Origin of the sequence: Caballeronia sp. dw_276, from assembly GCF_018449635.1 — a bacterium.
In the GTDB taxonomy this organism is placed as follows: domain Bacteria; phylum Pseudomonadota; class Gammaproteobacteria; order Burkholderiales; family Burkholderiaceae; genus Caballeronia.
The window spans coordinates 420,149-433,013 of sequence record NZ_JAAVUV010000004.1 but is presented as its reverse complement, the minus strand read 5'-3'; the positions used below and the strand labels follow the sequence as shown (position 1 = coordinate 433,013).

General features: G+C 58.8%; 10 protein-coding genes and 1 tRNA gene. 5 read left to right on the top strand and 6 right to left on the bottom strand.

What is annotated here, in order from left to right:
* The first annotated feature begins 490 nt into the window (after positions 1-490).
* Entirely contained in the window at positions 491-1,405 is a 915-nt protein-coding gene (cynR, locus tag HB633_RS10825) for a transcriptional regulator CynR (RefSeq protein WP_213778087.1), read from the top strand.
* Positions 1,406-1,419: 14 nt separating this feature from the next.
* Here the strand turns inward: cynR and HB633_RS10820 are convergent, their stop codons facing one another.
* Positions 1,420-3,792 (bottom strand): penicillin acylase family protein, encoded by a 2,373-nt coding sequence (locus tag HB633_RS10820; RefSeq protein ID WP_255580877.1) that lies wholly within the window; start codon positions 3,790-3,792, stop codon positions 1,420-1,422.
* 193 nt (positions 3,793-3,985) lie between these two features.
* Positions 3,986-4,936, bottom strand: a complete 951-nt coding sequence (locus HB633_RS10815) for an AraC family transcriptional regulator (RefSeq protein WP_255580859.1) — start codon at positions 4,934-4,936, stop codon at positions 3,986-3,988.
* A gap of 177 nt (positions 4,937-5,113) precedes the next feature.
* On the opposite strand from HB633_RS10815, the gene HB633_RS10810 reads away from it, so the two are divergent.
* Positions 5,114-5,959 carry an oxidoreductase gene (locus tag HB633_RS10810; RefSeq protein WP_213778085.1) on the top strand — a complete coding sequence of 282 codons (846 nt, stop codon included), beginning with the start codon at positions 5,114-5,116 and terminating at the stop codon, positions 5,957-5,959.
* Between the two features lie 140 nt (positions 5,960-6,099).
* Here HB633_RS10810 and HB633_RS10805 read toward each other — a convergent pair whose 3' ends face one another.
* Together HB633_RS10805 and HB633_RS10800 are read right to left on the bottom strand one after the other, a co-directional pair.
* On the bottom strand, positions 6,100-6,339 hold the full coding sequence (locus tag HB633_RS10805) for a hypothetical protein (RefSeq protein ID WP_213778084.1): 240 nt from the start codon (positions 6,337-6,339) through the stop codon (positions 6,100-6,102).
* Between the two features lie 804 nt (positions 6,340-7,143).
* The gene (locus HB633_RS10800; protein ID WP_213778083.1) at positions 7,144-7,803 is read right to left on the bottom strand and encodes a TetR/AcrR family transcriptional regulator; all 660 of its coding nucleotides are present in this window, start codon (positions 7,801-7,803) and stop codon (positions 7,144-7,146) included.
* 274 nt (positions 7,804-8,077) lie between these two features.
* Between HB633_RS10800 and HB633_RS10795 the strand changes: the two genes are divergently transcribed.
* Together HB633_RS10795 and HB633_RS10790 are read left to right on the top strand one after the other, a co-directional pair.
* Complete coding sequence (locus HB633_RS10795) at positions 8,078-9,640, top strand: DHA2 family efflux MFS transporter permease subunit (protein ID WP_213778082.1); 1,563 nt, start codon at positions 8,078-8,080, stop codon at positions 9,638-9,640.
* A 556-nt stretch (positions 9,641-10,196) separates the two neighbouring features.
* The gene (locus HB633_RS10790; protein WP_346730295.1) at positions 10,197-10,628 is read left to right on the top strand and encodes an MOSC domain-containing protein; all 432 of its coding nucleotides are present in this window, start codon (positions 10,197-10,199) and stop codon (positions 10,626-10,628) included.
* Positions 10,629-11,002: 374 nt separating this feature from the next.
* On the opposite strand, the gene HB633_RS10785 is transcribed toward HB633_RS10790, so the two are convergent.
* Positions 11,003-11,449, bottom strand: a complete 447-nt coding sequence (locus HB633_RS10785; RefSeq protein WP_213778080.1) for a rhodanese-like domain-containing protein — start codon at positions 11,447-11,449, stop codon at positions 11,003-11,005.
* Positions 11,450-11,584: 135 nt separating this feature from the next.
* On the opposite strand from HB633_RS10785, the gene ftrA reads away from it, so the two are divergent.
* Positions 11,585-12,646, top strand: a complete 1,062-nt coding sequence (gene ftrA / locus HB633_RS10780; RefSeq protein WP_255580857.1) for a transcriptional regulator FtrA — start codon at positions 11,585-11,587, stop codon at positions 12,644-12,646.
* A gap of 97 nt (positions 12,647-12,743) precedes the next feature.
* Here the strand turns inward: ftrA and HB633_RS10775 are convergent.
* Positions 12,744-12,839 (bottom strand) — tRNA-Sec (locus tag HB633_RS10775).
* Positions 12,840-12,865 lie beyond the last annotated feature (26 nt).

Genomic DNA, 12,865 nt, shown 5'->3' with positions numbered 1-12,865 from the left:
GGTCGCTCATCTTGCGAGGTGGCGCGAAGTTCTTGCATTCGGGGCGAGACGACCTGGATCAACTGGACATGCCGACGATGTTCGACCTCTATTGCGCCATGATTTTCGGGCGCGGCGCGCGGTGCCTGGCGGCTTTGCCGCCAACGCCTCGTCGTTTGCGAGGCCCGCAAAGCGGCCATGATCCTCCGCTTTCGCGAGGACCTCTTGGGGAAGCATTTGCGCCATCGCGAACGTGGCGAATGCACCGACCGCGATGAGAATGATTGATGTCACGATGACAGTTTCCATCTTGCCCTCTTTCCAATGACAGCCGTAGGACGTTTGCGGTGCGTGCCCGGCTTGGCCGGCAACTAGCACATACAATCAGCAGCGAAGCCAACGCCGTTCCCGACGCAGCATCGCGGCATGCATCTGATTTTGCCGCGTGCGACTTGCGTCGTCCAAGACTGGATACGGATGGGGGCTATAACGATCGCTTATGGAGACCGTCATGCTGCTTCGCCACATTCGATATTTGATGGCCGTCGCCGAGCAGGGCAATTTCACGCGCGCCGCGGAGACGCTACGCGTGTCGCAGCCCGCGTTATCGCAGCAGATCCGCCAACTTGAAGACGAACTGGGAGGGCAGCTTTTTGATCGCAGCGGCCGGACGGTCCGGTTGACGGATTTTGGGTCCGCTTATGTCGACTACGCACGGCGTGCGCTTCTGGACCTCGATGCGGGACGGCGGGCGCTGCACGACGTACGCGACCTGTCGCGCGGCCATGTCCGTGTCGCGGTAACGCCGACGTTCACCGAATACCTCGTCGGACCGCTTGTTGGAAGGTTCCGGACCCTGCACCCCGCGGTCAGCGTCGAGTTGTCCGAGAGTCCGCTGGAGGCCATCGAAACGGCATTGAACGATGACCAGATCGATCTCGGGATTGGTTTCTCCGATGTGCGCTCGGATGACATCGAAGTCGAGCCGCTGTTCAGCGAGCGGCTGACGCTCGTTGCCGGCGGCGCCCATCCCCTCGTGCGCACTTCAATAGCTGTCTTGCCAAGTCAGCTCGCGGAGATTCCGCTTGCGCTCCTGACGGGCAACTTCGTGTCCCGCCGCTATGTGGACGATTATTTCCTCGCACATAGGATCAAGCCGAACATCGCGTTGCAGGCGAATTCGATCAGCGCGGTGCTCAAGCTGGTCCGGCGCGGCGAAGTCGCAGCCATCTTGCCGAGCGCCATGCAACACGAACATCGCGACCTGTCGTACGTGCCGCTCGACCCGCCCTTTCCCACGCGTACGGTTGCGCTGCTTCGGCGGCGACACGCTTATAGAACGGTGGCGTCGGTCAGATTTTGCGCACTGTTGACCGAGATGCTGCTCACGGGTGAGCTTTCGGGCCTGAAAGCTTATGCAGCGTGAGCAGCACCCACGCGCTATTGCGTTTGTGCTCCCGGAACCAGGCGAATGCGTTGCTCGGTAGCGGCCTCCACTGCCGCGCGCGAATACAACAGCGGGAAATACGCCCCGTCGAGCCACATCTGCGCCAGATCGCGATAATGCGGACTGTCCGGATCGCCCGACTCCCCGGGCAAGTTCACCGCGCGTGAATTGTCCCAGTTGCCGACATCGACGATCACGCGAAACGACGGCCCGTTGGTCTGCCGGAAATCGCTTGCACGATACGTCGACTGATTCGGCGTGTACGCGCTACCGCCCTTTCCTGTCGGTCCGACGTTGAGTTTCGCGCGCATGTCTGCATCGACGAAATCAGCAAACGGATGCGCGTTCAGGTTGGTCTGGAGCTTGCCCCATTGCCATGCTGCGGCGTCGGTTCCTTGCAGATGCACCATCTCGCCATAGGCATCGTGGAGGCTTGCAAGCAGGACCGCATCGCGCTTTGATTGGGCGTCGTCACCGAATCGCGTTTGCGGGTGTTCGAGCGAATCGAGCATCACGGCGGTATCGGGCGCGCCAAAAGATGCCGCAGCAGCCTTGGGCAAGACGGCTTCCTTAAAAGCGCGGCCGAGATGACGGCTCAACCACACCTCCTCGAGTGCGGCTTGCGGCGAATTCGCGCTCATCTGCGCGTCCCAGCCCTTGAGCATCGTGAGCGCCGCGCTCGTATCCGGGTCCGTACTTGTCAGCGGCTGCAGCAGCGCAACGAGACGCCGTGCAGGAATCGATTCGATATCGTTTTGCAGCCGTTCCGAATCTTCGATCGATACCTTGGGATTCGCCTTGAGCACTTCATCGATTCGCTGATGCCGCGAGCCATTCGTCCACTCGAACCCAAGCTTGCGCTCGGAGGAAGGATAGCCGGCGGGCAGATTCATCTCGTTCGATGTCGTGAAGTAACCCGCCGGCGGATTGTAGACGGACGGCATGGCGTCGCGTGGCCAGAAGCCTGCCCATTCATACCGGCCGTCCCCGGGTACGGGCAAGAGGCCATCCCAGTTCGGACGCCTTGGAGCAAGACCGCTCGGCACCCAGCCGATGTCACCGTGCGTGTCCGCGTACACCTGGTTCACGGTCGGCGCGCCCCACGTGGACAGCGCGTCCTTGAACTGCGCGAAATTTTTCGCCCGCATGTAGCGCACTGAATCAAAGTACGGCGACATGCCAGGCGCGAGCCATGCGGTACGCACAGCAAACGCGCGATGTTTGACGTCTTCCGTATAGATCACCGGTCCGTGACGCGTGAATGCCAGCTCTGCAACCACAGGCGCACCGCCGCGAACGCTGATGGTCTCGCGCACGATGCGCATGGGTTCCCAGTGCCCTTTGTACTTGTACTCACGCGGGTTCGCCGGATTCAACTCGTAGACGTACAGGTCTTCCTGATCGATGTTGAAGATTGTCAGGCCGAACGCAATCGCGCCGTTGTGCCCGATCGATACACCCGGCGCCGATGGTTCCCCACCACCGATCAGGTCGAGCGTCGGCGTGCTGATCTGCTGGATATAACGCAGGCTCGGCGCGGCATAGGCGCGATGCGGATCGTTCGCCATGATGGCGCGGCCAGTCGCTGATTTGTCCGGCGCGATCACCCAGTTGTTGCTGCCCTCGGTCACTTCCTCGGGGTTATCGGCCGCGGCGATCAACGTGGTGGACGCGTCCGCGCTTTTCAGTGATTCACGCGTGACGCGCACGTTCTGCGTGGCGAGCGTGAAGACCTTAAGGACGTCGTCTGGAAGGCATGTGTCGAGTCCTTCGGGCATATGCGGCGTCCAGGCAGGCTGCAAACCGAAGCGCACCGAGTCGGCGTCGAGCGTGCTCTTGCAAGCGACCTTCGCACGCGCCACTTCGCTCGTGAGATTGCGCGTCAGGCCATGACTGCGAATGCGCACGACGTCGTCAGCCGACCACTTCGCGGGCCAGTACCCGGCCTTGCGGAACTCGTAGGGCAGACGCTCGGGATGCGCCGCCATCCAGTCGATATACGCATTCACGCCCGCGGAAAAACGCGTCGCGACGGGTTTCGCATCAGGACCATAGCGCTTCCACTCCGCCGCCATGTCACCGCGATACAAAAAGAGGCGCGTCGCCTTGTCCTGCTCGACATACGCCGGACCGAAAACTTCCGCCAATTGACCCATGCCGCGGCGACGCCATAGATCGATCTGGAACAGCCGATCGCGCGCCGCATTGAAACCCTGCACGAAAAAACCGTCTTGCTCGCTTGCGGCAAAGATATGCGGCACGCCCCAGCGATCGATCAGGATATCGGCCGGCTTCGACAGCCCTTCGAGCGTGATGGTATGTTGCGGGGTTTCATCGGCGTGTGCGGGGTGAAACCCCAAAGCCATCGCGATGATTCCAGCCGATGCCGCCAATCTGCGTACTGCCACCATTGTCTCCTCCTTGTTTTTACAACTGATGGGGAATGGATCGCACGACGCCGTCGTGCCGCGGGTCTTCGTCGATCGCGATCTTCCCACGCTTGTTGCGCCGAAGACGCACCGCGTATCCTACGCCTCACTACTCGACGACCTCAAAGCCCTAATGCGACGATACGTAGATCGATGACGGCAACGGGTCGGGCATCGCGAAATTCTGCTTCATGCGCGCGACCTCTTCATGCGGACTGCTACCGAAGAGCCGCTTGAACTCGCGGCTGAATTGCGATGCGCTCTCATATCCCACACTCGCCGCCGCGCTCGCCGCTGTCACGCCGTTGCGAGCCATCAGCAAGCGCGCCTGATGCAGCCGGGTCGACTTGATGTACTGAATGGGCGACGAATCGGTGACGCTCTTGAAGTGCGCGTGGAAAGTCGCGATGCTCATGTTGGCCTCGCCGGCAAGATCCTCGACAGTCAGCGCCTGTGCGAACGATGCATGGATCTTGCGGATCGCCCGTGAGATCTTGCCGAAGTGACCCTGACGGCTCAGCGCCGCGCGCATGGAACCACCCTGCTTGCCGATAAACACCCGGAAATAAAGTTCTCGCACAATCGACGGGCCGATCACCCGCGCCTCCAGCGGATCGCGCATGGCGTGCAGAAGCCGCAGGACCGTGCGCGCCAGGGGAAGATCGAGCGGCGTTGTTGCCATGCCGGCCGGCTCGGATAATGACATGGCGTCAAGCTCTTCAAGCTGCAACATCAATTCGGCTGCGAGGCTGAAGTCGAGACGCAAGTAGATGGCGAGCAGCGGCTCCTCTTCGCTTGCATCGGTTTCCATCGAAAACGGCAGGGGTACGGAGACGACCAGATACTGATTCGCGTCGTACAGGTAGACGTCGTCGCCGAGGTAACCCCGCTTGCGCCCCTGACACACGATCACGATGCCCGGATCGTAGAGCACCGGCGTGCGCGTCAACGGCCGGTTGGATCGAAGGAAGCGGACGTCGGGCAGCGCGCACAGGCTATAGCCTTCGATTGGCGCGAGTTCGAGCAAAAGCGCATTGGTCTCTCGACGCAAGGCGTCCATGGATTCTGAAGAGTCGTTCATGGCGTGTTGTCGGGCCAAAGCAAAAACCCCATCTTGCACCGCCCGATCAGGTGAGTCCAGAGGATCATAGGATTAGGCAAAGCTTTCAGATTATCGAACGTATCCCGTGCCGGGCCGGGAAACTACTATTTGATCGTTCCTTCCTGGAACACGCGGCTCATCAACCTGGATACGACCATGACTGAAACCACCCAAAAAATCTTCCTGATCACCGGAGTCAGCTCGGGCTTTGGACTCGCTTTTGCGCGCGCAGCGCTCGACGCGGGCCACACGGTAGTGGGCACCGTGCGCGACAGCGTCGCTGCAAATGCCTTCAAGGGGATGGCTCAAGAACGCGCGCATCCTCTCCTGCTGGATGTCACGGATTTTGCAGAGATCGAACCCGCCGTGCGATCGGTCGAGCAAGACATTGGTCCTGTCGATGTCCTGATCAATAACGCCGGATACGGTCACGAAGGCACACTTGAAGAGTCACCGCTCGAAGACATGCGCCGCCAGTTCGACGTCAATGTGTTCGGCGCGGTGGCCATGATCAAGGCAGTCGTGCCGTCCATGCGAACGCGCAGGAAAGGCCATATTCTCAACGTCACTTCGATGGGCGGCTTCATCACCATGCCCGGCATCTCGTACTACTGCGGCAGCAAGTTCGCGCTCGAAGGCATTTCGGAAACCCTGTCCAAGGAGTTGAAAGGGTTTGGCATTCACGTTACCGCCGTCGCGCCCGGATCGTTTCGCACCGACTGGGCCGGACGCTCGATGGTGCGCGCGGGCCGAAGTATTGACGACTACGATGCGTTGTTTGAACCCATCCGCCGCGCGCGCGAAGAAAAAAGCGGCAAGCAGGCAGGCGATCCGGCCAAGGCCGCAAAGGCGTTGCTGAAGGTCATTGCGTCGCCGAATCCGCCCGTCCATCTTCTGCTTGGCAATGACGCATTGAAGTTCGTTAAAGAGAAATTATCTTCACTCGCCGACGAAATCAGCGAGTGGGAAGCGGTGTCGAGTTCCACCGACTACGTGGAGTAGTCAAATTCGAGGGGTAAGAGGATCGGGCAAAGGCGGCTCGCGTGCCGGCTCGATGCTCGACGGCTTTTCTGGACCAATGCTTTTGAGGTTGTGACGTCGTTTCCGAAGCTGCGACGTCAACGAGCAACCTGTGCGGCTTATTAAGTCGTTTCGTCGTCTGAAACGAAAAGCATCGACACATAGAGAATCGTGGATATCACGATGATCCCAACACCGACAAACACCTTCACACGATTGAATTCCAGTCCTCCATCAATTGCAACGCCGATTCCGAGCACTGCAGATAACGTTCCTATTGCGGCGAGAGCGACGTGAACTTTACCAAGTAACAGCCTGCCTCGAGCTGACCTACCCGATCGAACAGAGGTCTTCGGATCCATTTTTTACTCTCCTGATCGTGTGGCGGATAGAAAGATTGTGCGAGAGCTTTACCAAAGCGGCAAGCACATCATTGCCATTAGCCCGCCTTGGACTTTTGCCTCGGATGTCTCCGTGGACACTCGCTCGTAGTTGGCTTCCAAAGGAAAGGACTGGCTCGGCGGCTGTATCGGAAAATGGAAATTCACCTTTGTGAAGAATGCGCTTAATCATAAGCGGGTGGTTTTCTACAATACGAGCGTTGTACGTTAGCCGGAATTTCGATCCAATCAAGGAGACACGTTGATGAACAAGACAATCGGAACGTTAGTCGCGGCGGTCACCGCACTCACAATGTCATGCGGCGCCTTCGCACAAGGCAACAACACGCTGGCACGACCGAGCGTGGTGTCGCCAGTCGCTGTGACAGGCGGCTACGGCACACCCGGAAATTCGACTTCGGAGAGTGGCCAGGCTGCCACGTCGTCGAGCTCAGGCCAGCAAAGTGGCGGTAATGCTTCCACGCCTGCTCCTACAGTTTGGAAAAGCAACAATTCGCTAGCGAGGCCTAGCGTAGTGTCGCCTGCCGCGGCCCAATAAAAACTGTTTTTGAATGCACCACGCGAGTTTCCCAATCGGGATGATCATTCGAAGTCGTTGCCAGATTGGGCACTAAGTAACGATCATCGCGGGCAAATCGTGGGGTGCATTAGCAGCGAACGCCATTAAAGTCATCGCTAAGCCGGAATGCACAAATGTGCTGCCTGTCAGGCGGCGTCCCCGCAAGAACGTGGTCCGACTCCGCGCTTAAAGCAAACTATTTGTCCCTAGGCAAGCATACTTAATGCGACGCCTAGGACCGCTTTGCGAAACTCTTTAGGACGTTGTGGCAGTGACGAAAACGGCGCAATCACATGGCTATAAGAAACGGTCTTGCTGATTGCGTTCATCAACATCCAGTAAATCAGCTCCGGATCGTTGCGCTTCAGGTTCGATGAGTCCATTGCGTCAATCAGCAGCAGCACGAACACGTCGTGATGCGGGCGCACAAGGCGCTCTGTAAGCACATTGAGCCGCTCACCCTGTTCGGTCGCGGCCGTCGAGAAGAAGAGCCCGACGTCAGGGTCGGTAAACACCCGGTCGATAAAAATGGTAAGCGCGCGCTCGACGCGCTCCCTCGGCCCCAAGTTGGACGACTGAAGCTTCCGAGTAGCCTCTATCATGGGAACCGCGGTCCCGGCTATCTGCTCCACTACTGCAATCCAAAGTTCTTCCTTGGAACCGAAGTGATGCGCCATTAGTGCGGAATTTACGCCTGCATCGCGTGCAATCTCACGCACGCTGGTCGCTTGGAAACCTTGTCTCGCGAACACTTGTCGCGAGATTCTAAGAAGCGCCTCACGGTCGACGGTAGCGCTGCGAGCAGGCCGCCCGCGTGAACGTTTTTCGATCGCAGGTTGCGCAGCATGGTTCGTGACAACTGCCATGGGTCGATATAAATCCAAGAAGTTTTAACGAAGACTTTACCGTACTTCAGGCAGATAAAGCCTCCACACGTGAACGTATGCAGTTGACAGGCCGCAGCGCGTTCTTCTAGCATTCGATATAATTCATCGGTCGCTGAATATTCGTGTTGCATTGCCCGCTGCATCGATTCTCCAACCTGATATGAACGTCCCGCCGCTTTGGCAGACTCCGCATGCGCATGTTGCCGCCGGACCTGTTTCGTCCGTCATTGCGTAACGGCAACTACCTTTATCCATGGCTTCAGCACCCACATCCCAGCCCAAGCAGTACCCGCCGCTCAAGGGCGGCCAGCTTGTCATCGCGACCATCGTCGTTGCGCTTGCGACCTTCATGACCGTGCTCGATACATCGATTGCCAATGTGGCGATCCCCAATTTATCGGGCAATCTAGGCGTATCGGTAGACGAAGGGACGTGGGTCATCACGATGTTCGCCGCCGCCAATGCGGTATCGATTCCGCTAACCGGCTGGCTGACGCAGCGCATCGGGCAGATCAAACTGTTTGTCGGTTCGATCTTGCTGTTCGTGCTCGCTTCCTGGCTGTGCGGCATCGCTCCGACCTTGCCGTTCCTGCTGGGCGCGCGAATTTTGCAAGGCATTGTGGCCGGTCCGCTGATTCCGCTTTCGCAAGCCGTCCTTCTTGGTTCCTACCCGAAGGAAAAAGCAGGCACTGCACTTGCCTTGTGGGCCATGACGGCAACGGTGGGACCTATTGCGGGTCCACTGCTCGGCGGCTGGATCACCGACAACTACAGCTGGTCGTGGATTTTCTACGTGAACATTCCCGTTGGCCTGCTGGCAGCGAGCGTGACGTGGATCATTTACCGCGACCGGGAAACCCAGACCAAAAAGCTTCCCATCGACATTGTCGGACTCGTTCTTTTGATTGCGTGGGTGGCGTCGTTGCAGATCATGCTCGACAAAGGCAAGGACCTCGACTGGTTCAACTCTGCGGTCATCATCTGGCTAGGTATCGCGGCTTTGATCAGTTTCGCGTTTTTCCTCGTGTGGGAACTGACGGAAGAAAACCCGATCGTGGATCTCAGGCTATTTGGAGTCCGAAATTTTGCTGGCGGTACTGTCGCGATCTCTATTTCTTACGCGATCTATTTCGGCAACCTCGTGCTGTTGCCGCAATGGATGCAGGAGTATCTCGGGTACCGTGCATTCGACGCGGGTATCGTGACTGCCCCGGTCGGGATATTCGCGGTAATCCTGTCACCATTCATGGGCCGCATCTTGCAACGATGGGACGCGCGGATCATTGCGACCATGGCGTTTTGCGGGTTCTCAGCCGTGTTCTACATGCGTACCTGGTACACAGCTGAAGTCGACACCTGGCATCTCGTCTTGCCAACACTGCTGCAGGGCATCCCTACCGTTCTATGGTTCGTGCCGCTCGTTTCGATCATTCTCTCCGGTCTCCCACCTGAACGAATTCCGGCCGCTGCGGGACTATCTAATTTTGTGCGGATCTTTTGCGGCGCAGCGGGGACGTCCATTGCAGGTACTGTTTGGAACAACCGCACCATCCTGCACCACGTGCGCCTGACTGAACAGGCCAACGTCGACAACCCGCTTTTCAATCAGACAATCGACTCTACCCAGTCGCTACTCCAAATGAGCCCGCAGTCGGCCCACGCCCTGTTCGACTTTACGGTGAACAGCCAGGCAGCCATCATGGGCTTGGACGATTTCTTTTATATCTCAACATTTATCTTCATTCTCATAATCCCGTTGATCTGGATCACGCGACCGGCGAAGGGCAGCAGTGACGCGGCGGCTGGAGCGCACTAGATCCGGTCGCACAGGATCGTTGACCCTCCGAAGATCCAACGCATCAAACCGGCCGAACACGGGCGATTGAGAAACCTCGCGTGTGTCATGCCGGCCATCGATCAACCTGCGGCTCAGGCCGGTGCACAACAGCCGGTCTCACCTTGCGATTACAACGCTTGGATGTACCCTTGGCGGTCTTCTTCCAAATGCCCTACTTCGTAAGTCGGGCAATCCGAGCTTCTGACGTAAGAGAATCGAGGTTGACTGAATCCAAGTCAGCGCCCGCCTCTTTCCCGCCCAGAATTTGGTGGTGGTACATTTCTCTATTCACTCTCATATTTGGCTCTTCGGCAGCTGCCTAGATCCCATTGCCATGAGTCAACAAGGCGTTGCGGCGGGCAGGCCCTCACTGGATGCGGCACACGCGCGGCGCGCAACTGATGTCCGTTCGGGATGATCTGCGTCATGCGCCTTTAACAAACATCTCCATTCAACACGTTTTCTATTCATGCCGCTCAACCCACAGTCCTCGCTCACCCGGCTTTTCAATGCACCGGTCAGATCCGGAATACTTATGTGGATCGGCGTGCGGCCCGAGCGGCGTTTGGCCATGTGCCCCGTCGACGAAGCCATCCTGGACCCGCACGTCGGGCTGGAAGGCGATCACTACGGTCGCGATTCGGGAAAGCGGCAAGTGACGCTCATCCAGGCCGAAGGTCTTGCGGCGATCGCAAGTCATCTTGGGGTGGAAACGCTCGCGCCTGAGGTCCTTCGTCGCAACCTGGTTACGCGCGGCATCAATCTATTGGCGTTGAAAGACCGGAAGTTCCGCGTTGGCGATGCGGTACTCGAAATGACTGGAGAATGTCATCCCTGCTCGCGCCTCGAGGAAACACTTGGCGTAGGTGGATATAACGCGACGCGGGGATTTGGTGGCATAACGGCGAAGGTACTTACGCGAGGCTGCATAGGCGTAGGCGATGCCATCGTGCGCATTGACGAGTGATCCCTCGGCCGCTAGCCAAGGATGATGCTGGTCAACCAGACCGTTAGTTGATTTTCACGGCGATGATAATTGTTCAGAATTGCACCGGATCGCTTTATTTTTTCAGGCGGAGCCCTGGCTTTCAAAACGCGTTGTGGTCGCGAAAGGTGACATCGCAGGTGCGCTGCACGAGCCGCAACACTATGCAGCGAACGTGGTGGTTCTGATCGGAGCATGCTGCTGGGTTGTCTACACGTTCAGCGCTCAAATCGTCGGCGCATGCATGACCGGTATGGCGCTGATCTTCAATAACGTCTACCTGCGGCGTCACGCCCGGAGATGCATACTTTCGCGCTGATGCAATGGAAAAGGATCGCGGAAATCGATCGTATCAATCAGCTTTCCTTCGTCGAAGGTCGTGGTTGCGCGACTTCGCTAGCAGAAAGTTCGAAGCCTTCGTCGAGCCAACCGGTAACACCTCCAATCATCACCTTCACCGGCCGTCCCAACTGAGCCAGCCGTATTGCACCTCGTGTTGCGCCGTTGCAGTGCGGACCTGCGCAGTACGTGACGAAAAAAGTATCGGACGCATAGTCCAAGAGCTTCGATGCCACGATCTTGCCGTGCGGCAGGTTCACAGCACCAGGCACATGGCCTTGCGCGAACAGCGCCGGACTTCGAACGTCGAGCAGCACGAAGCCGGGCGTGCCGCTGGCGAGCGCGGCGGCGACATCTGAGCAGTCGGTTTCGAATTGCAGCGACGCGTGAAAGTGAGCCAGCGCGGCGGCGCTGTCGGTGGCAGGGATAGCGTTGACGGCATTTATCACGTTGATGGTAGACATGTTTGAAGTCCGATTAATAAGGTGAACACGGTGACCTGACGAAGCGTCGCCCGGCGGAGCGATCCAGATGCATTTTGGAGTCGTGTCGACAATCCGGTAAGTGGCGTAATCGTCAATGTCCGGTAATATCACGCCATGGATAATCATCTCGTCGTCGCGCTGGCTTACGACCGGCTCTGTACTTTCGAATTCGGCTGCGTGACCGAATTGTTCGCACTGGAGCGTCCGGAACTCGGGGTCAACTGGTATCGCTTCGGGGTTTGCGCGAGCGAGCCCGGCCCGCTGCGCGCGGCGGGCGGCATCACGGTCGTCGCGCCCTACACCCTCAAGCTACTGGATCGCGCGAATACGATCGTCGTGCCCGGTTGGCGTGATGCGGACGAATTGCCACCTGAAGCGCTGCTGAAGAAGATCCGCGCTGCACATCGGCGTGGTGCGCGTCTTTGCTCTATCTGCTCCGGCGTTTTCGTGCTGGCGGCGGCAGGCGTGCTCAATGGCAAGACCGTGACGACCCACTGGCGCTACGCCACGAAACTGCAGCAGCGGTATCCGCAAGTGCGCGTGCAGCCCGACGCGCTCTATGTCGACGAAGGACAGATCATCACGTCGGCGGGATCGGCAGCGGGGCTGGACATGCTGCTCCATTTGGTGCGACGCGATCACGGCAGCGCAGTAGCGAACCGGGTCGCACAGCGGCTCGTGGTGCCGCCGCATCGCGAGGGCGGTCAAGCGCAATTTGTGCCGCGTCCAATGCCGCAGGACGAAAGCGGGCGTCTGGCAAAGTTGATGGACTGGGTGCGCCGGCATCCCGCGTTAAACCACACGCTGCGCTCGCTCGCCGACCGGGCGGCGATGAGTCCGCGCACGTTGCAGCGGCAATTTCACGACGCCACTGGCATGGCGCCATACGAATGGCTCGTGCGTGAGCGCGTGGCGCTGGCCCGTGAGTTGCTCGAAGCGCAAACACCCATGCCCATTGGCCGCATCGCCGAGTTAGCGGGGTTTGGGTCGGAAGAGTCGATGCGCAGGCACTTCCGGCGCATAGCCCTCACGAGTCCAGCCGCATACCGGCAAAAGTTTGGTCGTGCATCGAGGACGCAAAAAATCGGTTCTGGCGATGGTCCCGCAGGGCTCGCGCCGACACATTCCTCGACTGACCGTGACGCGACGCCTACAAGCGGCAGCCGCTCCTGTTAGATTCTGGAAACGCCTGGTACGAAGCGGAGCCACAAGCTGGCGCGCTCGACCTATGGTTTCCTCTACAACAAGAACGCCCGTGCCGGGGCGCGGTGTCTGGCGGAAGGCAGCCGGAGTCGAACCGACCTGAGAGCGTCTGACGCCCTCAACTGGGTTTGAAGCCCAGCCGTACCACCGGATACGAATGCCTTCCTTCGTTTTAACCATCTAGTACATTTT